We start from the raw sequence: 21,415 nt of genomic DNA on the forward strand, positions 1-21,415 counted from the left end.
GGCAGAACTTCACCAACGAAAAAGATTAGCTACCGTCTCGAAGCTGTGCGTTCGGAAGAGCGCTTACAGCACACCGCCCCCGCTGTCTTGCAAAACGCATCGGCTCCTGCCTGGCGCCGCACCGGGGCGCGGCTTTCACGCTTTTGTTTGCGATTGATCGCTAGTGAGGCAGCAGACACAATTGTTAGAAGTCACACCAGCCCATAGATCCGCCGAGCTCAAGTCGCTTCCGGCCTCTGCTGCGAGCGACCGGGGCTATGGAGGGGCGCGGTCCGCCGGCGGGTGCCCCATGTCTTTGCCCGACGGCAAAGCGACCGACCATAGCCATCCGGCAGGGCTCATGGGATGCTCCAGGTCGACTGCTACGTGATGGCAAGCTCGCCGAGCGGGGACACTCAGCTTGCATTCTGTTGAGCCCACATCCAACGTAAGTTCTGCGAACTTGCCACACCTGACCCCGCGCTCATTGCGGGGCGAGGCGCTCAAGCATATCCCGAGTTCTATGCGACAGAGAAGGACAACGCGGCCGCAGAGCCGATGAGCCTCATTTTCAGGCTGCTCTCCCGACTAAGTGCTGAAGCTTGGCTGCTTCGGCATTTTTGGGGATGTTCAGCTGGCTGCTCATTTCCGTTTGGTCGACGTCCTCGGCTCAACGAGTGGCTACGAGCCGCAAGAAATTGTTGAACAGCAGAGACCCGTATTCGGTGAGTATCGATTCCGGATGAAATTGCACGCCGTAAGTTGTTTGATTGCGATGTGCGAGAGCCATGATCTCGCCTTCCTCGGACCGCGCTGTGGCCATGAGGTGCGGTGCGGAGGCCGAGTCGAGCTTGATCACGAGCGAATGATAACGACCGACGGAAAGTGGGGAAGGCAGCCCCTCGAATAACGGCCCCCATTCATGCATTATGCGAGAGGATCGCCCATGCATGGGGCGTAGAGCTCGCGTCACTCGTCCGCCGAAAACGCTTCCAATGCATTGATGGCCGAGGCAAATCCCGAGAATGGGGATGCGCCCGGAAAGTTCGCGGATGACGTCCATAGATATTCCGGCCTCACTTGGCGTGCAGGGGCCGGGAGAGATAATGATCGCGCGGGGATTAAGGTTGATCACGTCGGCGACGCTGATCGCATCGTTCCTGACAACATCGGTTGATTCGCCTAGCCTCTGAAAATACCGGCCGATGTTGAAGACAAAAGAGTCGTAGTTATCGATAATGAGGATCACAGCGGACCAGGTACTTCACTACCAAAAGCTTCAAAGATTCGCTGTGCCTTCGCAAGCGTCTCAGCATACTCGGCGTGCGGATCCGACATCGCTGTTATTCCGCCTCCCGTTTGAAACATGGCTTGATCGCCATCAATAGTTACGGTGCGAATCGTGATGTTGGTATCCATATGCCCATTAAAGCCAATGAAGCCGATTGCCCCGCAATAGATCTGTCGAGCCACTCGCTCAATTTCCGTGATAATCTCCATCGATCGCACCTTTGGCGCCCCGGTGATCGAGCCCCCTGGAAAGCACGCTCGCAGCAGCGTGACGGCGTCTTGGCTCCCTGAAAGTTCACCTGTGACAATCGAGACGAGGTGGTGCACCGACGCGTGGGATTCGAGGTTGCACAGCCCGGCAACTTCGACCGAGTGCGGCGTGCAAACCCGCGACAGATCGTTGCGCAGAAGATCGACAATCATGCAGTTTTCAGCGCGGTCCTTTTCGGATGCGACTAGAACCTGCGCGCGGTGCAGATCCTCCGCTGAATCATTGCTTCGCGCTATCGTGCCCTTGATGGGGCGTGTTTCGACGTCTCGTGCGTCGAGCTTGAGAAAACGTTCCGGTGAGCTTGAGGCGATGGTGAGCTCGCCATAGCGCAACAGGGCCGCAAACGGCGCCGGATTGAGGGACCGAAGGCTGCAGTAAAAGCTAATCGGGTCGAATGAGGTCGGCATCCTCGCAGTGAAACGCTGCGCGATGTTCGCTTGAAAGACGTCTCCTGCCAAAATGAGGCCGATGACGCGCTGTATGGCAGCGATGTATTCGTCAAGGCTGAAGTTGGACTGCCATACGCCTAATGTGCTAGGGAGTTCCTTTAGAGCTGGCGTCGGCATGTCAAGCAAGGCGGCGAACTGATCGGAGCGACGGCGTGCTCGTTCAAGTCGAGGCGCAGGCTCCTGAGCCGGCCAGCCGGTAGAAACGATCCAGCAGTTGTGATCCCGATGGTCGAAGCTGATGACCACGTCATAGAAATGCAGGACACATTCGGGCAAAGCGCGACCGGCAATCGCAGGTGCCGGCAATCGCTCAAGCGTCCTGTTTAGGTCGTAGCCCAAATAGCCGGCTGCACCGCCCTGAAAGGGTGGGAGATCTGTTCGGTTCTGTTGCGGGTATCTAGCGAGCAGACTCCGGAGAGCCTCCCACGGATTGCCCGCAAGAGCGACGCCGTTCCAACTCGCTTGTCCATTGTTGACTAGGTAGCTACTGAATGGATCACACGTCACATATGAGTAGCGCCCCAATTCGTGCCTGACGGCGCTGTCGAGAAAAGTCAGGTTCGGTTGACTTCCTAGACGCCGCATAGCAACGGCAGGTTCGATCCATCGGAGTTCGCGGACATGCATTTGACAACCAGTTGCTCTGCTCTGTGACAGGTGTTCCGTTCCATCTGGTTAGGCGCTTTTTGCCGGTTGCTGTATGGGCAGGCGGTCCTCTAAGGAGCCGCCCGCATCTGAAGGGAAGCGCGAGCAATCTGTTTTTTTCGAGCTCGATTGCGTTCACTGAGCGTCCTTGGAAAGCGTAGTCCGGGCCGAATTTTCCCGATGAAGCTGCCTTCACCTTCTCGGTGCAACCGGCGTCGATCACGAATTGTCTGTGCCCTGCGACTCACGGGCTCGGTCTTGCTCTTGGCGCTGTCACAGGCCAGCTGCTTGTGAGCCTAAAGAGCTTAGAGGAGGAAAATCAGTCGAGACGACCTCGCCATGCACATATTTGGAGGTTTTTCTTGTTTTGTCGCAGAACTTCCTCAGGAGGCCCCTCGCCAGAGCAACGAACTGGCTAGTTTCGAACTTGCCGCTTCGCCCGACGACCGAGAAGCGACTATTTGAGCGCCATTTTGTGACGCCCGCATCGTGCATTGGCCCAGCCATCTTTCAGGAGGCCGCATCCATTAGACACTATAGTCGGCCGCGAGCCGTAGCTCCCGAAGAGGGCGCACACGCCTGATTGATTCCTGGTATAAAGGATGCCCCTTGTAAGCTGCGAGCTCGGCGTCGCTGTCGAATTCACCGTAAACGATGACATCGATATCGTTCCCGAGGGGGTCGCTCTTGCGATTGCGGGCAATCTCCAGCCGACGTGGATGTGGGATTTTCGTGAGGATCGATAGACCTTCGATAACGCCCTCAATCTGGGCCTGGTCCTTGGCGGTGAACAACACGATGTGACGAATCATGGATGATCGGCGATCCCGGTGAGTGGAGCTGGGGTTACTATCTCGAACGTGAGCTCGCTGCAATGGCGGCGCAGCCCGCGGTTGGTACTCGAGCCTTTGCTGACGAACGGCCGCAACACGATCTCGCTCAGAGTCGAAATCGATATTGCGTAAGGCCCTTTTCGCAGAAATCGTGCAATCTGGCTGCATTTCCGCCGTCTTTGAGCGAGAGTAGGCTTTATACCTTTGCCCTCGAAAAGGCGCGAGCTTCAATCGAGTTTCAGAAGGTATCCTACCAAGCTGACAATGATGAATGCATGAATCCTGCCGCAGAAGCCAGGCACGACAATCGTGATAACAAAGGGCTTGTCCGCTTTGATTGGACGGTCATCGAGGCCGAAGCTTTGTATGGGCTTCCGTTTTCAGACCTGATATTCCGAGCGCAGAACGTTCATCGCGAGAGCTTCGATCCAAACCACGTCGAGGCCGCTAGCCTACTTAGCATCAAGACAGGGGGCTGCCCGGAGGATTGCGGCTATTGCTCCCAGAGCGCGCACTTCGCTACAGATCTGAAGGCTACCCGGCTGATGGACGCTGGCGATGTACTGGCCGCAGCAAAACGCGCCAAGAATGCAGGTGCAACTCGCTTCTGCCTTGCTGCGGCTTGGCGTGGTCCAAAAGAGCGCGATCTTGATCGGGTCTGCGACATGGTCAGGGCCGTGAAAGGTCTTGGCATGGAGAGCTGCGTCACCCTCGGTATGCTGACCGCGAGCCAGGCAGTAAAGCTTTCTGAAGCTGGGCTCGACTTCTACAACCATAACGTCGATACCTCGCCTGAATTTTACGGCAGCATCATCAAGACCCGTACGCTAGCAGATCGCCTCGAAACGCTGGTGCACGTTCGCAGCGCCGGGGTCAAGATCTGCTGTGGAGGCATCATTGGAATGGGCGAGCGCATCGAGGATCGCCTGGGCATGCTCGTGCTGCTTGCAAACCTCCCAAGCCATCCGGAAAGCGTTCCGATCAACCTATGGAACGAGGTCAAGGGCGTGCCGGTCAACGAAACCGCCCAGCGGCCTGATCCCATCGCCGTGGCGCGCCTGGTCGCGACTGCTCGGATCATGATGCCGAAGAGCGTGGTCCGGTTGTCGGCCGGACGGCAGTATATGACGGACGAACTGCAAGCTCTGTGCTTTTTAGCTGGCGCGAACTCAATCTTCATCGGTGATACGCTGCTGACGACAGAAAACCCCAAGTTGGATCGCGACGCGCACTTGTTCGCGCGGCTCGGCATCACGTCCGAGCTTGCCAAACGAAACAGCGCAGGCGATCGAGGCGCTGACGGGCGAGTGTGAAGTGAACATCACCCTCATGAAGGGCAAAATCCATTGCGCTTCCGTGACCGAAGCCGATCTTCACTATGAAGGATCAATCTCGATTGATCGTGCGTTGCTGGACGCGGCGGGGGTCCTGCTCTATGAGCGCGTCGAGATCTACAACATGGATACGGGGGCGCGCTTTGCAACCTATGTCATCGAGGCACCGCGTGGGTCTGGTATCATTGGTTTGAATGGTGCTGCCGCACGATTGGCGATGCCAGGAGACAAAATTACTGTAATTGCTTATGCATCCTTCGACGAAGCCGAAGCAGAGGCGTTCCAACCGCGCGTCGTGCTCGTTGACCGCAACAATGGCATTCTCGCCCGTTAAGACTTGAGTGGCATGTTCAAGCTCGTCGTCGGCGGCTATCGCCAAAAGGCCGGCAGCATCGGGTGGAGTGCGCAATGAGCTCGTCGCGAATGGATAAATTCGGACCCTACGTCAAGGCCTTGCGCTCCCTGCAAGATGACAACCGCTTGCGCGGTCTCAATTCGCGTGCCGGAATTGATTTTTCATCTAACGATTATCTGGCGCTTGCGAGTGCATCACGTATGAAAAAGGCCGTCTTGGCGGCCATCGAACGCGGCACCCCGCTTGGTTCGGGCGGTTCGCGACTTCTGCGCGGCAATTGTGAAGAGCATGAATGCCTCGAGGCGGAAGCCGCTCAGTTCTTTGGCGCAGAGACCGCGCTGTTTTTTGCGAGTGGTTACGTCGCAAATTTTGCGGTCCTGACGACGCTGCCACAGCGCGGCGATCTGCTCGTCCTCGACTCTCTGGTTCACGCCAGTATTCATGAGGGCGCGCGAGCCGGCAGGGCCGAGTTTCGGATAGCTGGCCATAACGAAATCGGAGCCATCGAAAGTGCGATTCGCGACTGGCGCGCGGATGGAGGAATGGGACGGGTCTGGATCGTCGCGGAAAGCCTTTACAGTATGGACGGCGATTTCGCCCCCCTGGATGATCTGGTCGCGCTCGCCGATCGCTACGACGCTTTCCTGGTCGTTGACGAGGCCCATGCTACTGGCGTTTACGGTGAGCTGGGCCGAGGGCTGACCAGCCATTACGGTCGCCGTGAAAATCTCCTGGTTGTACATACCTGCGGCAAGGCGTTGGGAGTGGCGGGAGCGCTTGTCACTGCTTCCGGTGTGCTACGCGACTTTATGATCAATCGTTGTCGTCCGTTCATCTTCGCGACCGCGCCATCACCCTTAATTGCCGTTGCCGTCAGCGAGGCACTATCCATCTTGCAGCGGGAGCCCGAGCGTCAGCGGCGCCTCGCAAGGCTGGTTGCATTCACGCATCGGAAGATGGAAGCGCGTGGTGTGCGATGTCCGTCCAGCTCGCAGATCCTCCCATACATGGTCGACGACAATGCTCATACGATGCGGCTCGCCTCTGCGATGCAGGATCGCGGCTTCGATATTCGCGGAATTCGGCCGCCCACAGTACCAGCGGGGACAGCGCGCTTGCGAATTTCACTGACGCTGAACGTCAACGAGGATGATGTGGTCTCCATGGTCGATGCCCTCGCTGAGGAGACGAAGGAGAAGGCTCGATGAGTATGCGCATCGTGGTGACCGGAACAGATACCGGGATTGGTAAGACTGTGTTCGCCGCAGGCTTGGCCGATCTTATCGGCGCGAGTTATTGGAAGCCGATACAAGCCGGCCTCAACGGAGAAACCGATACCGAAACCGTCACAAGGTTGGCTCGTCTGTCAGCCGATCGAGTCGTGCCGGAGCTCTACCGGCTTCGAACGCCCGCATCGCCCCTCCAGTCTGCCGAAGTGGACGGGGTTCGCATTGACGCAGCTTCCATAAGTCCGCCAGACACGGAAGGACGGCCTCTTATCATCGAGGGCGCCGGCGGGCTTATGGTCCCGCTAAGTGGGGATACACTCTACATCGACGTGTTTGAGCGGTGGCAGCTTCCGGTCGTGGTTTGCGCCAGTACAAAACTCGGTACAATCAATCACTCGCTGCTGTCGATCGAGGCTCTTCGAAGGCGGCAGATCACGATTCTGGGTATTGCGTTCATCGGCGAACGCAACCCGGAAACTCAGACTGCTATTCGTGAGATTGGCCGCGTGCGCTGGTTGGGACGACTGCCTCTGCTTTCGCCTCTCACGCCAGAGGCGCTTCAGACGGCATTCAAGTCTTCATTCCGAGCTGACGATTTCAGTTGACATGCCAACCCCGAGCTCGCCAATTTGGCATCCGTTTACGCAACACGCGCTTCAAGGCGAGGTGACAAGGATCGCGCGCGGTGAGGGGGCTTACCTTCACACCGCCGACGGCCGACATATCATGGACGCGATCTCGTCCTGGTGGGTCGTGACCCACGGCCATTGCCACCCACATATTGTCAGCGCCATCCAGGACCAGGCGGGCAAGCTCAACCAGATTATCTTTGCGGGTTACACCCATGAGCCAGCCGAGGAGCTTGCGGCTCAACTCCTGCAGCTCACGCCGCCTGCTCTTGAGTACGTTTTCTTCTCAGATAGCGGTTCGACGAGCGTCGAAGTCGCGCTGAAGATGGCGCTCGGGTATTGGAACAACATCGGCAAACCGCGGACTCGCATTGTGGTGATGCAACACTCCTACCATGGCGACACGGTCGGAGCGATGTCGGTCGGAGCCCGTGGTGTGTTCAATGCAGCCTATGAGCCTCTGCTATTTGACGTCACACCAATCCCGTTCCCGGCATCGGGTCGCGAGCGGGACACGCTCAGTGCGTTACATTCAGTGTGTCGGGAGGAGATGCCGGCGGCCTTCATCGTGGAGCCTCTGATTTTGGGGGCGGGCGGAATGCTGATGTACCCAGCCTGGGTGCTGCGGGAGATGAAGCGGATCTGCGAAGACTGGGGCGTTCTCTTCATTGCAGATGAGGTCATGACGGGCTGGGGTCGAACCGGATCGCTGTTTGCGTGCGAGCAGGCCGACGTCACTCCAGATATCGCGTGTTATTCGAAAGGGCTCACTGGTGGATCGCTTCCGCTCGCAGTGACGCTCTGTCGCGCTGATATTTTCGAGGCGCACTATTCGAAAGATCGCAATTTGACGTTCTTCCATTCGAGTTCATATACGGCGAACCCGCTTGCCTGCGCCGCCGCAAAGGCCAATCTGGATCTTTGGCAGAACTCCGATGCGCGCACGCGCGTGTCAACCCTCGCATCTATGCAAGAGCACGCAATTCAGCCGTTTCAGGCTGATCCGCGCTTTGCAAACGTTCGTCGGACCGGCACCATCACTGCGCTTGATCTGAAAACAAATGACGCCGGCTATCTCGCCGGCATCGGTCCGAAACTGCAAGCCTTCTTCAAGGACCGAAATCTTCTGCTGCGTCCGCTCGGGAATACGATCTACGTGATGCCGCCTTATTGCGTTACAGCCGCAGAGATTGATCAGATTTATGCGGCGATCAGGGAAGCTGCCGATCTGTTCGCTTGATGCACGGCGAGCAAGAACCGCGAAGATTTGGAATGATCTCTTGCGGTGAAGACCCTCAAGCAGAGCTGAAATATTGCAGGATTTGCGCGGCCAAATGCCGTTCGTTGCATTATCCAGGATAAAAATAGCAGTTATAGGTGGGAAAGTTTGGCGCAACTGCTCTCAGAGGCCGCGCCAAGAAGGCGCGCAGCAGGGTCATTCTGCGGCGCCTGCGGGTTCTTGCATACCCGAGAATCGGAATTGGCGACGCCGCACGTCGTGTGCGGGCGCTGTGACGTGGAAGCGGAGAATGCATGGAACTGATCTAGGTGGCGCCAAAAGGAGGCAAGCATGCGCAATAACTCTCACGTTTTCCACGGTGGAAGGTGCTGCGCTATTTGTGGCGGGAAGTTCGGGCTGATCCGCTACTACTGCTGGCGAACGGCGCTTTGCTCCAAAAGGTGCGTCGACCGCTTCAAGTCGCGGCGGGAGGCCGACCAAAAATGGTTGCGCTGGTTGCGAGCAGCTTGACAGCTGCCACTGAGTGAGCTCCCTTGGATAGTGCATTAGCCGGGTGATGCCTAGCGCACCATCACCCGACAGGCCAGCAAGTCGAGCGAGGCGCTTTCAAGGGTGGTGTGGAAACTAAGTGAGACGGAGCACGGCAACAATCATCGGTTCCAATGCTTACAGGCTCATCAGGGGCGTTACGGCTAAGCTGTCATCGGGCCGACCTCGCGACCGCCTCCAATGATGCGCTCAAAGCGTACTATTTCTTCTGGCTTTCTCTCGTATGATGCCGTTCGCCCTGATGGGTCTGTCTGCAGAACGGAAATCCTTCCTGGTCGATCTCAGCGATGGGTGTGATTTTGAGGGAAGCAGCTTCCAACTCATTCGTCGGCACTTGCCGCAGACCGGCTGCGAGATTGAGCGGCTATTATTATGGTATCGGCCACGAACGGCTTGCGAACTCTAGCCCGCCAACGCTCTCCGAGACTCGCATCGATCAGCCTCGCCGAGGTGGGAGGGCAAGGAGGCCCCAGGAACTACTGCGGCAGCGGCAGACTCGGTTCTTCGAATTGGTCTAGCCGCATTGCGTAGTCTGTCGGATGGCGATCATCGACCGCCTTGCTCGCTTGCATGGGACACTCGAGAAAGACATGGCGGCCTCCGGTGGGCTCCATGCGAATGAGATAGATCGTGGGTAGAGCTATGGCTTGAGCGGGGATGCCATGTCCGATCCATTTTCAATTTACAAAGTCTCGCTTAAACGTTTCCGTCGAAGGTGGTCGTGGTCCATCTCCGCGACGAATGGCTCGTTGGTCATGGCGGGAACGCAAAGCAGCCGAGCCGCGGCGCGCTATGAAGCCAACAAAGCTCTCTTCCTGTTGTTGCAAAGTGCGCCGTATCGACGGCGGCTTCCGTGTGGTTCGAGCAAGTAAAACTGTATCGTCGCGCTTGGAACGTGCCTTGATCGATGCCGCGTCGGGACGTGAAGCCGCTCTCCTCTTCTGAACAAAACCCTTTCCGTGTCCGTTTCTACCATCAAAGTCGTAAAGTTGTCCACGCATGAGCCACACTTCAGAGTCGCCCTTGCAGGCCGTCACCATTCCAGTCCTGCAGTAATGGAAAACGGAGGGACGCCCGATCGCAATGAAGACAGCTTACGATGCGGTGACGCATTCGCAGCTGCGCAGAGGTTGCAGCACGATCGTGGGCTCCAAGGGAGGGCCACAACATAGGTCGAAAAACTGTGCGATTGACGTGAGCGATCTGCTTTCGTCGGATTCCGAAAAAAAGGCCGTGCGAAAATTCCGCACGGCCAAGTCAGGGAGGAAACGCCCCAAAGGGCGGCTGAAGAGAGCATAAAGTGAGTGCCCGCACTCACTGGAGCTCCAAGCTTGCGCCTACGGTCAAGTCGCGCAAGCCGGATGTTGAAATATCCGTTTCTTGTGCTGATTGAGCCCGAATTTAGCGCATGCGTCGCATGTTTTATGCGAATTGAACCGTTTAGATGCAGCTATTCCGCGAGACGCTCAGTTCAAAATGATCACGTCTCCACGCTCTGTTTTCGTCTTAACCCAACAGCAGTTAGGTCGTGCACCGGCACGGGGCGCGCGCGTTTTGCGCACGAGTTCAGCATTTGGAAATCAATCTAAATTAGGCAGCGCTCGTTGTTGATTGAACGAAGCAGGTTGAGCCAGTCCGATCAACGTGCGCGTGTTACTTGCTGACCTGCGATTGTCAGCAGTACTCAAACAAATCAGGTTACACCGAGGGACAAAAAGTGAGCAAGAATTCCTCGGACACTGGCGAACGTCCGTCCCTCAGATGGGGCTTTCGAGTCGGATTGCGCGAGCAGATGGCAGTGCTCGGGATTTCCGGTGTGCTGGTCACCGGCGTAATCTGCGCCGCAGCTCTGCACTACGCGAGTATCGTTCAACGAGAGGCGAGCGCGAGCAATGAATTGAAAGCCCGTGTCGTTTCATTGTCACAAAGCTTTCTGCAGCCTGGCCAAATCGCGACCGAGTTCCTCCGCAAGCCGGTGAAATGTCGGTCGAGACGCATGCGGATATTCTTGATCGCCAGTTCGAAGATTTAGGTTGGGTGGAAAAACTGATCGGGGAGCTGCCCGAGGATGATCCGCTGCGGCAGGCAGCCTCACTGCGGCCGGTAGTTAATCTCTATGCGACCCGCTTTGGAAACGTCGTTTCAGCACAACGCAACCTAGGCTTCAATGAGAATGACGGATTTCAGGGCAAGTTGCGCATAGCCGTGCACGCCTTCGAGGAGCGATTGAGCCAGGTGAAGCAGCCGCGCCTGACGATCTTGATGCTGATGATGCGCCGCCATGAGAAGGATTTTATCTTACGGGGCGAAGAAAGATACGGCGATCAGCTTCCGCCAGGGAGATGGAGTTCGAAACCGAACTTGCTCAGGCAAGCCTACCTACGGAGGAGAAGAAATCCAAGTGATCTTCCCCCGAAAAAGTGGACGGGTTAGGCGGCTTTTAGCTCCATTTCGATCGGGGGCGACATATCCGATCGCGGAATGGAGGCGGGTTCGGTTGCCCTATTGGTTCGCGATCGACGTAACGCCCGAGGGGCGGATGCATATCCAAGGCGCCTATGGTGCAGTCATCGAGACGGACGCCCTTAAAGAGATCATGCGGGCGGCGTGGGGCAAATGGAAGGTCAATCCTCAGCGCCAAATCAAGATGGCCTGGAGGCGCTGCGATGACGGATGGGCAACTTACTGCATGCGCAACCAGCGCCGGGTCGCCAAACGTATCGGCCAGACTTTTACCATGACCCGGCCGCTACAGCAGGAAGCCGAATGGACCTACGGTGAAGTGCGGCGTATCATGCGAGGGTTCGAAAGTGACCTATATCAGCCATGACTACGATAAACGAAAACCTCACTGAAAACATCTCAATCTCCATGAGCTTTACCGCGAGATTGCGCACCAATTTTGCAATTGGGCATTTGCTCGCGGCTGCTCGGTTCTCTCGTCAGACCGGGAGTGTCCAGTCGGCACATCAGAATGACGATTTTGGCGACTGGTGGGAAGAGATGCTGCACAATTCAGTCGCGTGCTTATTTCTAGCCACAGCTTCCCTCGAGTCTTATGCGAACGAGTTGTTTGCCGATCGCGAAACAGTCTTTCCAGGGCTTCCGGCTCATGTGACCGACAAAGTTTGGGAACTCTCGGAGCGCAAACCTCCACTCGAAAAATTGGATATCGTTTTGGAGCTCAAGCAAAGGCTAGCTCTCGACAGAAAGGCTGACCTCTACAAAGCGTTGCTGGCCGTTGTGCGACTCCGCAATGAGCTAACCCATTTCAAGCCGGAGTGGTCAGATGAAGCGGATAAACACAAGAAGATCTCCGATGTATTGAGAGGTCAATTCCAGTATGACGATCGCCATTTCAAAACCGAAGACATCTTCCCACGCGCTTGGGCTGGCCACGGCTGCACCAGCTGGGCAGTGAAGACGGTCACAGCTTTCCTTAAGGAGTTTGAAATCCTGGCTGATCTTGCTGGCCGAACGGATTGGAAAGCCTTTGAGGCTCGCCTAGCTTCCTAGGGCGACCTCTTTCGAAGGTCAGCGGCGGCTGACATCAAAATACAAATGAGCGTCTTGACACGCTAGCCGTTGCGCAAAGTGTCTTGTCAGCAGTGGCTTACATGGCGATCTGGTCAACTTGCCGCCGACTCGCAAATCGCGCATCTCGACTCCCGTGCATCACCAACACGGGACTGACAGATGACCACCGACTACGGAACGTTTATCCCGACCGCCGACTATTTTGATCTCGTCCGCGCGCTGCTCGATCTCCACGACGAGTCTGGACCGATCTCAAGTCCAGAGGGACGCTGGCTTGAGAATGAGATCAAGCTGAGGCTTGGCCTAGTAGGCGACGTCTGGCCGGCTGAGATTTACGGCGATCTCGTTATTGACGCGCTCGAAAGTGCCGAAAGGCCGCGCACCTAAACTAAAGTCGATCCGTATTTCCCCAGGGAAAAGGAGCAAAACTTGCGCCTTTTCTATTGCTTCGGTTCTCGCGTCTGGGTTGAGTGTGCGGCGGGAGAGGCTGATATGGCGAACGATCAAAACGCGCTACCGGACCTTATCGAGGTCATTACGCGCGTTCAGAACGGTAACGAACCTGAAAATAGAGAGGTCCGAGTAGAGCTTCGAATCGACAGCGTCACTCTGGCTGCTGATGCATGTCTGGAGTTCGTTGTTGAGCTCAACCGGGCAAACCTGTCTCTCGACCTAGACGGTTTCGAGGTCGTCCCGAAGAGTCGGCATGGCGAACCGACCAAGCCAAATGACGTTTCGGTAGAGCATAAGCTTACCAAGGAAAGCACGAAGCAAGCCGAGGCAGGCGCCACCGCTGAACTCAATCTCAGTAGTCAACCCAGCGCAGCTTTAAATGCCAAGGGCTCCGGCAATGTCGCTTCCAAGACCATTGAATCTATGAGCGCACAACAGACCTACAGTCTACTAAGGGTGAAAGCGCGCGGAAACTTGCGGTGGGAGGTTTCCGAGCCGGGAGACGGAGACAAGCCCTTAGGCGACACCTATTTGAACGATGACGTCCTTTGCAAGATCAAGGCGCTACCGGGAGCAAACATGCTTGCGGTGAAGCTAGCTGCGTTTGCCCGAAAGCGGGATATTCGCGTGACGCCCGTCAGCAAGGTGAGCAAGTTGGCTTTCAAAAGTAAGAACCATGAGAAAATGCTCAATGCCTTGGTGGGAAAAGCGTTAAGCCATAGCGAGAGCAATGGTGGCATTATCACTTTTTCTGTTTCGGAGATAGTTGTTGAAGACGACGGACTACACCGATGATCCGATAAGTCGGGAATATCTGGAGAGGATCCCGCGGCTTCTCGATCTTGAAGATACCAACTTCGTCAACCAAGCCAAATTTTGTGGACTCGACCCGGCCACAGATTTTCAAAATTTGGATCTTTGCGAGGTCGATTTTTCAGATTGTGATCTGCGCGGATTTAATTTTTCAGGTTCAGATCTTCGCGGGTGCTATGGCGTCAATGTCAGATGGGAGGTTGATGATCCCATCTTTGACGGGGCGGATACGGACGATTCTCTTTTTTCACATCGACTGGGTCAGGAAGGTTATTTCCAGGATCACCCGGAGGAGCTTGATGTCGTCAATAGGCTTTCCGTAGACTATTGGGCGAATGTCATCATACGCGTGGAGGAGCTTTTACAGGATAAGGCGTCTGACCGCGGCGCAATGATCGCACGAGCGCTGTTTGACAAGAGCACGGACCCCACCGTCCGCATGAACATCCTCCTGTTTATGAAGGTGACCACCGAGCACTCTCGCGATCATAAGCTGTTCATTTTCGACATTCTCTCCGGCTATAAAAACGATCCCACGGTCACGTTGGCGGCGATCCGAGCGCTTAATGTGTTCTATGGGGACGAGCGAGACGCTTTCAACTGGCTTATCAAGTGTCTCAATCATCCTAGTCGGGAGGTGCGCCGAACTGCGTTTCTTGGAGCATTGAGATCGGGTAGGATCAAAGAAGGCCTAAACCAAATCATGTCCTACGTTCGAGAGCACGCAGACAGCGCTCAGCGTCGTGCATTCGTGGGCGTGACGTCGCGATTGATCTCGTCCTTAGTGAATTCTGCGGTCTACAATTGGCGAGACAAGTGCTTTTACGATTATCATCAGGTGCTATCGACAAGCGACGTCATGGCTTGGAATCCCGAGGAGTTTCGCTCATTTGAAGGCAGGCACACAAGGAAGGCCTCAGGATTGTTGGTCAAGGCGTTCCTGAAGCGGCGCCTTAACTTGATAGGTAAGTTCGGCGAACGCTACGGCTTTTTCTTCCGATACCAGGAAAAGGCCAATGGCCCCATTTTGGTGCTTGGCGGCAGCGAAGTTGAGCTATCGGAGCCTGTTCGTGCTTTGTTGGCTCAGCGTCGATAACTATTCACGCAGCGAAACTATACTGAATCGCCTCAATCATTGTCACGCGATCTCGCAGCGGGCCTTCTGGCAGCACACCATAGCGCCCGGTCGTGCTGGCCTTTGTGTGCCCCGGCAACACGCCATGTTGCTCATCGAGGTAGCCGGCGGCGCGGAAGGCATCAGTGACGTTGTGTCGAAGGCTGTGGAAGTTAACGCGCTTGTCGACCTTCACACCGACAGCCTTGAAGTAGCGATTGAAGAATTTTGAGGCTTCCCCGAAATAGCCGCGCTTGTCGCGCTCCGCTTCCGGAAACAATCGCTGCTCACCACGGGCTACCACGGCGGCATGATACTCGATGAAGCCCAGCTCAATCAGCCTGGAATGCACCGGCACCACGCGCATTGAGCCGTCTGTCTTGGTGGACTTGGCGGAGCCGTCCTCATCCTCGTCCCCGACCTCGGTGATATGGAAGATCCAGATGCCATGAGGCTGCTTCACATCGGCGGTTAGCAACTGGCACAGCTCGCCCAGGCGTGCGCCCGAATAGATTGCGATCAACGGAATCCAATAACGCCAATCCCTGACTGCGGCGTTGCCTGCCTTGTTCTCGGCACCGTCGCCAAGGCATGTGCCGAGCAGCGGCGAATTGAAAACCGTCTTGAGCTGATCGCCGGTGAACGGAAAACGGTTCTTGCGGCGCTTGTCGATCGACAGATGCATGCCGCTCATAACGTCGTCGTCAATATACTCGTTTTGCAGCAGCCATCGCGCGAAGCTGCCGAGCGCTGCCAGATATTTGTTGATCGACTTCTGGCTGATCGTTGGCTTTTTGACCGTCTCGTTTGCCTCAATCACCTTGCGGAACGACATGCCCTCGAATGCCTTGCTGTCCGCCGCCTTCACCGGCCACCGGGCCAGCTCTTGCTTCCAGTTGCGAACAGCCTTGCGCGTGATCACAGAGACGTGCGAGGCCTCGCCGACGAACTCCGCAAATAGCTTCACAATCTTGCGGTTCTGATCCCAGGTGTCCGGCCGCGCGTCTCCAATCCGCTCGGCTTTGAACTTGTCGTAAAGCTCCATGAGCGTTTCGCCTGGCGCGGCAGCCCGCTTGCCCTGGGTGAGATCAGCCGGCATGACTGATCGGATCAGAGGGGACGCCGGCCCAGTTACCGGCATCGCGTTCGGAAGCACGCTCCAAAACCTCGATCTGTGCGCGCTGCAGCCGCTGGCAAAGATCGCGATATGCCGGCGAGCCCTTGGCGATCACAAGCCTCTCGGTCTGGATCACCTCGTCAGCCTTCCATTCGATCAAGGCTGTCTCGCCGCGGGCGAGGTGCTTCCGTAACTCAGAAAGCTGGATAGCCCGCCGCTCGCGGTCGAGCTTCGCGGCATCCCTCATGACGATCAGATCAATGGTTGCATTGAGCTGCACCAACAGGTCGTCGGACCAGGGCACGTGGCCCGCCCCGATATCGGTTGCCAGCTTGTCCGTTGCCTCACGCAGCGTTGCGTCTGTTGGTAGCGCCGCGCGTGCTCGGCCGTCCTGGCCCAGCTCGGTCTCATAGTGCGACCACACCGCCGCCTGGAGATCGGCGGGGGTAGGGGCGCGACGCTGCTCCAGCTCTGCGAACTGAGCACGGAATGAGGCGATCACGGGCGCCGCTCTGTCACGTGCTTGCCTGGGGTCGCTCGTCTTCAGAGACCGCCAAATCCTTTCCGCTTAAGCACTGGCTGGAGCTTCAGCGGGACTCCAACGCGGACATAGTAAGGCGTGCCACCAGGACGTTTTTGGATGTTCGTGGCGATCGACATTCGAGTCCTCGTAACCGTGACTCGTAACCACTACTCGTAACCGCGCAGCGTGAAAAGGTTTTTTAAATCATGACATTGTTGAAGTCGTTGAATTTTTGCTGGGGGTTCCCAGGGTCCAGGTCCCCCACCCATCAAGAGCAGATTTGCCCCCCCGTTAATGCCAAGCGCAGCCGCGCGCGGCAATGAAGAAGATCATCCAGGCACGCGGATCAGCCGGATCTCGCGCGTGAAGTGACGGACCTCCTCGTCATGCTCCGCACGTCTATTTCCGGGGTGTGTTGTTAGGGCAGACGAGTTCGGCACTATCGAGTGCAAGGTGCTCGATCCTCAACTTTGTTTGGTTCAAAATTCGACAGAGACCAGGCTGTTGGGGCCGGCCGAGTGCGAGCTGCGGAGTACCGGGCGTAGGCCCCTATCTTATCGCTCCGCTCTCGGTAGTCGCCGCTTCGATGCACATGCGCCGCAATTTCGCGCGATCGCCAAGGTGGAATTCGCCGAAAATCTCTATTCGAGCGAGGAATTTTGACGTTTAGGGGCGCCGCGTGCGCGATGGCCGTCTCGCTGGGCTGCAAGGCTAAAAGTCGAGAGTGAAGCATCGGAATTTGGCCCAGCAGGCGGTAGGCACAGACCGGGAAAGGGCAGGCGGAAGCACAGGGAGCTGAGGCAGACGATCGATCGAAGCAAAGCGGTATTGGATTTTCGCTTACTCGATCAATTCACTAGGAAGCGCGCTGTGCTATCATCGCCTTCAAGTTGGGGGGATTCTCCGATGTTGGACGCCACTACCACAGCACTTCTGCGGCAGATACTCGAAACGGTCTGTGTAAAGGTGCCTGGGAGTGATGGTGGCGTGCGGGCATATGTCGCCTCGAAGCTTCTGGAAGCCGCCAGCAAAGGTGAGAGGACGCGCGAGGGTCTCGAGCAGATTGGCCTCGATGCGCTTCGCCACGCGCCGAGCATGTGGCGGTAAGCGACTAAAATGATGCCGTACGTCAGCTGAAGATTCCGAATCTTGGAGTTGACCGCCTCCGAGAAGAACACGCTACAAGCTTAGGTCATACCCCAAGAGCCTATTCCCTGAAAATTCAACATTGTAGGCAGATTTAGAAGCAGCCGTCCACCCAACCGGCCAGGCTTCGCGCAGTCGGTGCACCTGGTACTCTCGTCGATGATGCGATATGGCGTCAGAAAATTGAACTTGTGAGAGTTACCAGAGTCTCAGCTTCCACGTGTTGTCATCTTGCTCCCGTTCCGGCGATCACCGCCGCGATGAGGCCGGGGCTCCCGCAAGCAGGCCGGTTTCGAACGAGTAGCAACGGCCATAGACGGTGGCCATTTCGGAAAGTTGAGCTTAACGGGAGCTTAGAGGCCAAATGCTTCGACGTAGGGCTTAGGTGCTGCTGGCCAGTTCTGCATCGTAAAATGACCTGGGCTGATCCAGGCGAGGGCGGGCGGAGTGCTCGCGACGAAAGCTGCGGTGCAGATCGAAAGTATTGTGTGAGGCTGGCTATGTTTCCTCGGGTTTGGAAGGCCACTTAAGTCGCTGCGGCTCCAAACGCCGTTGAGCTATGGTGCATTGACCGGTGGTATGGGCGCAGTCGGTCGCGGCACGAAGTCAGTATGGAGCTGACCGCGTGCGGACACCATGATCGCAAAGGTCACAAGAAGAATGAAAAAGCCGCGCATTTGACGAAATCAATCCGAAAGCCATGTAGCAATTATGAGACGTCTCGCTCCAATGATTTCACAAGGGCCACGAAGCGAGAACTACGAACCCGCGGCTCGTGAGGCGCGAACACCTTCGGTTCGCAAAAGCAAGTATGCATTATGCTCGTAGTCCTGCGGACAAACAGCAAACTCGCTCCTGAGAACGACGAAAACATGCATTCTCAACGGAGAAGAGAAGGAGTTTTGCATCGGATTTGAACAAAAATGCTGATGGGGCGGGACAGCAGCGGCGGCTGCATTCGCCTCTTTGGCGCAATGGAGGACGGCTCCATGCGCGATCACAACCTTATTTCGGGTAGCCTGTTGGCCCTGACCGCTGCCGAATCGCGCTTCTCTGCTCTAGCTTGCTCGCATTTGCCCTGATCTAGACAGATGTGAGCTTTCAGGAGGTTGTCCATCCGGTCCGGAACGAGGAAGCTGAAGTTGTCGAAGCTTTAGCCAATCCCCGGAGGACCGAATGGACACCCATAAGAATGCGCCTCTGACGCCGACGGTCGAGAGGCCATGGTGCGGAGCGTGATCGAAGGTGGCTTAACAAAGGCGGCAGCGGCGCTCCAATTCAACGTTTCAGCCAACTACTGTCGCCAAGTGGGTCAGACGTTTCCGCGCGGGGGGTGTCGATGGGTTGCGTGATCGCTCCTCACGGCCCCTTTCATTGCCGAGCCAAACCCCAGCTGCCACATGCGCCGAAGTCGAGGTGTTGCGCCGGCAGCGCCACACGGGCAAGCAGATCGCGTCCGAAGTCGGCATCTCGCCAGCGACCGTCAGCTGTATCCTGCGGCGGCTGCGATTGAACCGATTGCGCGATCTGGAACCGGCCGAGCCGGTGCGGCGCTATGAGCGCGAACATCCAGGCGAGTTGATCCACATCAACATCAAAAAGCTCGGCAAGTTCAATCGTATAGGTCATCGCATCACCGGCGATCGAATGGGGCAGAGTGGCTTGTGTGCCCGCGGGGAAGGGCCTGGCTGGGAATACGTCCACATCTGCGTCGACGATGCTTCCCGGATCGCCTTCAGCAAGGTCATGAAGAGCGAACGCCAGGGCTGCGCCGTCGCCTTCCTCAAAACCGCGATCGCTTACTACGCAAGCTTGGGCGTCACGGTCCAGCGGGTGATGACCGACAACGGGCCTTGCTACAAATCCTTCGCCTTCCGAAGAGCCTGCAAGCGCCTCGGCGTCAAACACATCCGCACCAAACCATACACGCCGAAGACCAATGGCAAGGCTGAGCGCTTCATCCAGACCAGCCTGCGCGAGTGGGCTTATGCCCGTGCCTACAAACACCTCAAAAAAGCGAGCCGACGAACTGCCAAGATGGCTTCACAGCTACAATTGGCACCGCCCGCATGGCAGTATCGGCTCGATGCCACCGATAAGCAGACTCGCCCTGACCAGGAACAACCTGTTGAGGCTCCACATCTAGAGCGCGGTAGCTGTACTCAGGGAAGCGGTAGAGTTCTGCCTGCGCACCGAGGCAACAAGCGGATCCTGGAATACTCGTGGTGGACACAGTACTGTCTCCAAGACATGCCTGGACCGCTTCGGACACGACGAGAGGCCTCCGCTATTTCAATTTGAGCTAGGGAGTGGCACCTCGATGGCAGCAGATCTTCCGGAGCCGCAAGAGCTGTTTGAGTCACCATATATTCGCGACGGTGGCCAATTGGTCCGCGACGATGAAGGTGTGGAGCTACCCGTATCAAGGCTGCGCGCGAAGAGGCGACCACACTGCGCTCTACGAGATAGCCCGCGAATGGGCTAGGAGCAGGCCGCGTCGCCCCATGCACTTGAAGTTCGAGAGTAGCCCTGTCTGAGCTGGCGTTTCCAGCGTCCAAGGGGAACGTGATGAACTACACGTTCCCATCCGGAGCGTTGATGCTGTTTCAACACTCGGCCGCCCCTATCTAAAGGATAAAGCAAGTCACGCACACGACAAGACGTTACGTGTTGTCTCGTGAACTGCCGGAACTGGCAGCACCAACGCGTTTGCTGCTGCTGCAGCAGCCGGAAGATCAGAAAAAATCCCCATCGTATTGCGCTAGGGGAAACGGAATTGGATGGGATTGAGACTGAAATTGAGGAGTGGCTGGGGGCAAAGCTAGCGGCAAGAAAGAGCCGACCCGATGAGCAGAAAGACGGCGAGTGATCGGCCATTTTCGCCGTTAATCGCTATGGACGCAATGCTAGGTTGTTCCGCGGCGACTGCCTGGGGGAGTAGCATGGTCAATGCATTTCGCAACACGGTCATGGCTGTCACTTTTATCGCAAGCGCGACCGTCAGCATTTTTTGGGATCTTAACGGCTACATCGCCTGTGGCCTTGCGCTAGTAATCTCATTCGCGGCCGGCTATTGCGTCGAGCGCGCCTTCATCAATCGGTCCCATCGCGAGATGATCCACCTCTACGGCGCCGACTGGCATTCGGCACAGGACCGACGCGACGGTGCATGATCGGCATCCCAGCTGGTCGGATGAGCGACCGTTGAGACACGTCGCACGGTTCACGCTGATCGACCTCTATACCGGTACGGGTGCCGGCGCCATAGCCACTGCTTCTCCGTTTCGGGCTAAAGGGAAATCATTCGTTGACTTCGGAAAGCGGATTTTCGACCGTTTGGCAAGCGGGCAAGCACCGAACGTCAGCGGCTTCCGTGCCTTTGCACACTCTTACAGTCCAAATCACGGGCGGCCTGACGTAAGATATTCGCGCGCTTCCCCGATCCGGAATCCTGCTCAGCTCGGAGCTACAGCCTCTTCAGTCCGGAGCAGCCAGACGTCGATCTACACAGTGGAGACGAATGCAAGCTTAGCTGACGGTGCAAAGCTTGGCCAAGCGGTCAACGGTGCTCAAAGGTGATGGCACTGGTCCGGGCATTCCATACGTACGCGAGGGCGACAGCGGGCGTAGCAAGCAACAGGACGCCGACAGGTCTCGGCGCTCGAAGCCAAACTCTCAAGGATCTCGATGCTGCCGTTGCGTCGCCGGAATTGGTCGAAAGGGCCGCGGTCCGATGGGGCAGAGTTGCAAGTCCAAGTGGACGCTTGGAAGCGCATCCAGGAGAACATGGATCAGACGTCCTGTTGCGCCTGCATCATCTGGGCGGCGAAGTGCGCCCGCGGGCGACATAACGCTCCAGTTGGTATCGCGCCGCCGTCCTATTTGTCTCGCTATACCAGGCGCGGGTCT

17 protein-coding genes and 2 pseudogenes are annotated in these 21,415 nt (G+C 56.9%); 13 read left to right on the forward strand and 6 right to left on the reverse strand.

Features of this window, described 5'->3' with window-relative positions:
- Nucleotides 1–649 precede the first annotated feature (649 nt).
- The 3 genes from ACNJYA_RS09230 to ACNJYA_RS09240 all read right to left on the reverse strand — a co-directional run bounded on the left by ACNJYA_RS09230 (nucleotide 650) and on the right by ACNJYA_RS09240 (nucleotide 3,446).
- A complete protein-coding gene (locus tag ACNJYA_RS09230) occupies nucleotides 650–1,228 on the reverse strand; it encodes an anthranilate synthase component II (protein WP_439402584.1) in 579 nt (192 codons plus the stop codon).
- Entirely contained in the window at nucleotides 1,225–2,616 is a 1,392-nt protein-coding gene (gene pabB, locus ACNJYA_RS09235; RefSeq protein ID WP_439402586.1) for an aminodeoxychorismate synthase component I, read from the reverse strand. Before pabB ends, ACNJYA_RS09230 begins: the two co-directional genes overlap by 4 nt.
- A 545-nt stretch (nucleotides 2,617–3,161) precedes the next feature.
- On the reverse strand, nucleotides 3,162–3,446 hold the full coding sequence (locus ACNJYA_RS09240) for a Dabb family protein (protein ID WP_439402587.1): 285 nt from the start codon (nucleotides 3,444–3,446) through the stop codon (nucleotides 3,162–3,164).
- 296 nt (nucleotides 3,447–3,742) lie between these two features.
- On the opposite strand from ACNJYA_RS09240, the gene bioB reads away from it, so the two are divergent.
- The 11 genes from bioB (at nucleotide 3,743) to ACNJYA_RS09295 (ending at nucleotide 14,702) form a co-directional block, all read left to right on the forward strand.
- Nucleotides 3,743–4,780: a biotin synthase BioB gene (bioB, locus tag ACNJYA_RS09245; RefSeq protein ID WP_439403410.1), complete on the forward strand. Its 1,038-nt coding sequence runs from the start codon at nucleotides 3,743–3,745 to the stop codon at nucleotides 4,778–4,780.
- Between the two features lies 1 nt (nucleotide 4,781).
- Entirely contained in the window at nucleotides 4,782–5,135 is a 354-nt protein-coding gene (gene panD / locus ACNJYA_RS09250) for an aspartate 1-decarboxylase (RefSeq protein WP_439402588.1), read from the forward strand.
- Between the two features lie 89 nt (nucleotides 5,136–5,224).
- Nucleotides 5,225–6,364: an 8-amino-7-oxononanoate synthase gene (locus ACNJYA_RS09255; RefSeq protein WP_439402589.1), complete on the forward strand. Its 1,140-nt coding sequence runs from the start codon at nucleotides 5,225–5,227 to the stop codon at nucleotides 6,362–6,364.
- Complete coding sequence (gene bioD / locus ACNJYA_RS09260; protein ID WP_439402591.1) at nucleotides 6,361–6,990, forward strand: dethiobiotin synthase; 630 nt, start codon at nucleotides 6,361–6,363, stop codon at nucleotides 6,988–6,990. The genes ACNJYA_RS09255 and bioD overlap by 4 nt, the downstream gene beginning before the upstream one ends.
- Before the next feature lies 1 nt (nucleotide 6,991).
- Complete coding sequence (locus tag ACNJYA_RS09265; RefSeq protein WP_439402592.1) at nucleotides 6,992–8,254, forward strand: adenosylmethionine--8-amino-7-oxononanoate transaminase; 1,263 nt, start codon at nucleotides 6,992–6,994, stop codon at nucleotides 8,252–8,254.
- 2,529 nt (nucleotides 8,255–10,783) lie between these two features.
- Nucleotides 10,784–11,236, forward strand: a complete 453-nt coding sequence (locus tag ACNJYA_RS09270) for a hypothetical protein (RefSeq protein ID WP_439402593.1) — start codon at nucleotides 10,784–10,786, stop codon at nucleotides 11,234–11,236.
- A 64-nt stretch (nucleotides 11,237–11,300) separates the two neighbouring features.
- On the forward strand, nucleotides 11,301–11,633 hold the full coding sequence (locus ACNJYA_RS09275; protein ID WP_439402594.1) for a hypothetical protein: 333 nt from the start codon (nucleotides 11,301–11,303) through the stop codon (nucleotides 11,631–11,633).
- A complete protein-coding gene (locus tag ACNJYA_RS09280) occupies nucleotides 11,630–12,319 on the forward strand; it encodes a hypothetical protein (protein ID WP_439402595.1) in 690 nt (229 codons plus the stop codon). The genes ACNJYA_RS09275 and ACNJYA_RS09280 overlap by 4 nt, the downstream gene beginning before the upstream one ends.
- A 180-nt stretch (nucleotides 12,320–12,499) precedes the next feature.
- The gene (locus tag ACNJYA_RS09285) at nucleotides 12,500–12,727 is read left to right on the forward strand and encodes a hypothetical protein (RefSeq protein WP_439402596.1); all 228 of its coding nucleotides are present in this window, start codon (nucleotides 12,500–12,502) and stop codon (nucleotides 12,725–12,727) included.
- A gap of 105 nt (nucleotides 12,728–12,832) precedes the next feature.
- A complete protein-coding gene (locus ACNJYA_RS09290) occupies nucleotides 12,833–13,588 on the forward strand; it encodes a hypothetical protein (protein WP_439402597.1) in 756 nt (251 codons plus the stop codon).
- A complete protein-coding gene (locus tag ACNJYA_RS09295) occupies nucleotides 13,563–14,702 on the forward strand; it encodes a pentapeptide repeat-containing protein (protein ID WP_439402598.1) in 1,140 nt (379 codons plus the stop codon). The genes ACNJYA_RS09290 and ACNJYA_RS09295 overlap by 26 nt, the downstream gene beginning before the upstream one ends.
- A gap of 4 nt (nucleotides 14,703–14,706) precedes the next feature.
- On the opposite strand, the gene ACNJYA_RS09300 is transcribed toward ACNJYA_RS09295, so the two are convergent.
- The 3 genes and pseudogenes from ACNJYA_RS09300 to ACNJYA_RS09310 all read right to left on the reverse strand — a co-directional run.
- Entirely contained in the window at nucleotides 14,707–15,819 is a 1,113-nt protein-coding gene (locus ACNJYA_RS09300; RefSeq protein WP_439402599.1) for a site-specific integrase, read from the reverse strand.
- Nucleotides 15,809–16,339 (reverse strand): hypothetical protein, encoded by a 531-nt coding sequence (locus ACNJYA_RS09305; protein ID WP_439402600.1) that lies wholly within the window; start codon nucleotides 16,337–16,339, stop codon nucleotides 15,809–15,811. The genes ACNJYA_RS09300 and ACNJYA_RS09305 overlap by 11 nt, the downstream gene beginning before the upstream one ends.
- 9 nt (nucleotides 16,340–16,348) lie before the next feature.
- Nucleotides 16,349–16,396 (reverse strand): annotated as a pseudogene (locus ACNJYA_RS09310) (hypothetical protein); the annotation flags it as partial.
- Between the two features lie 2,286 nt (nucleotides 16,397–18,682).
- Here ACNJYA_RS09310 and ACNJYA_RS09315 point away from each other — a divergent pair.
- Both ACNJYA_RS09315 and ACNJYA_RS09320 read left to right on the forward strand, forming a co-directional pair.
- A pseudogene (locus ACNJYA_RS09315) lies at nucleotides 18,683–19,652 on the forward strand (IS481 family transposase).
- A gap of 796 nt (nucleotides 19,653–20,448) precedes the next feature.
- Entirely contained in the window at nucleotides 20,449–20,679 is a 231-nt protein-coding gene (locus ACNJYA_RS09320) for a hypothetical protein (protein ID WP_439402601.1), read from the forward strand.
- Nucleotides 20,680–21,415 lie beyond the last annotated feature (736 nt).

The sequence above is a fragment of the Bradyrhizobium sp. BLXBL-01 genome (assembly GCF_051853025.1).
GTDB lineage: Bacteria > Pseudomonadota > Alphaproteobacteria > Rhizobiales > Xanthobacteraceae > Bradyrhizobium.

Excerpts from the sequence above, each read along its gene's own strand:
- pabB (WP_439402586.1), bottom strand. The coding sequence starts at position 2,616 with ATGCATGTCCGCGAACTCCGATGGATCGAACCTGCCGTTGCTATGCGG.
- ACNJYA_RS09240 (WP_439402587.1), bottom strand. The coding sequence starts at position 3,446 with ATGATTCGTCACATCGTGTTGTTCACCGCCAAGGACCAGGCCCAGATT.
- bioB (WP_439403410.1), top strand. The coding sequence starts at position 3,743 with ATGAATCCTGCCGCAGAAGCCAGGCACGACAATCGTGATAACAAAGGG.
- ACNJYA_RS09255 (WP_439402589.1), top strand. The coding sequence starts at position 5,225 with ATGGATAAATTCGGACCCTACGTCAAGGCCTTGCGCTCCCTGCAAGAT.
- bioD (WP_439402591.1), top strand. The coding sequence starts at position 6,361 with ATGAGTATGCGCATCGTGGTGACCGGAACAGATACCGGGATTGGTAAG.
- ACNJYA_RS09265 (WP_439402592.1), top strand. The coding sequence starts at position 6,992 with ATGCCAACCCCGAGCTCGCCAATTTGGCATCCGTTTACGCAACACGCG.
- ACNJYA_RS09270 (WP_439402593.1), top strand. The coding sequence starts at position 10,784 with ATGTCGGTCGAGACGCATGCGGATATTCTTGATCGCCAGTTCGAAGAT.
- ACNJYA_RS09280 (WP_439402595.1), top strand. The coding sequence starts at position 11,630 with ATGACTACGATAAACGAAAACCTCACTGAAAACATCTCAATCTCCATG.
- ACNJYA_RS09285 (WP_439402596.1), top strand. The coding sequence starts at position 12,500 with ATGACCACCGACTACGGAACGTTTATCCCGACCGCCGACTATTTTGAT.
- ACNJYA_RS09290 (WP_439402597.1), top strand. The coding sequence starts at position 12,833 with ATGGCGAACGATCAAAACGCGCTACCGGACCTTATCGAGGTCATTACG.
- ACNJYA_RS09300 (WP_439402599.1), bottom strand. The coding sequence starts at position 15,819 with ATGCCGGCTGATCTCACCCAGGGCAAGCGGGCTGCCGCGCCAGGCGAA.
- ACNJYA_RS09320 (WP_439402601.1), top strand. The coding sequence starts at position 20,449 with ATGGTCAATGCATTTCGCAACACGGTCATGGCTGTCACTTTTATCGCA.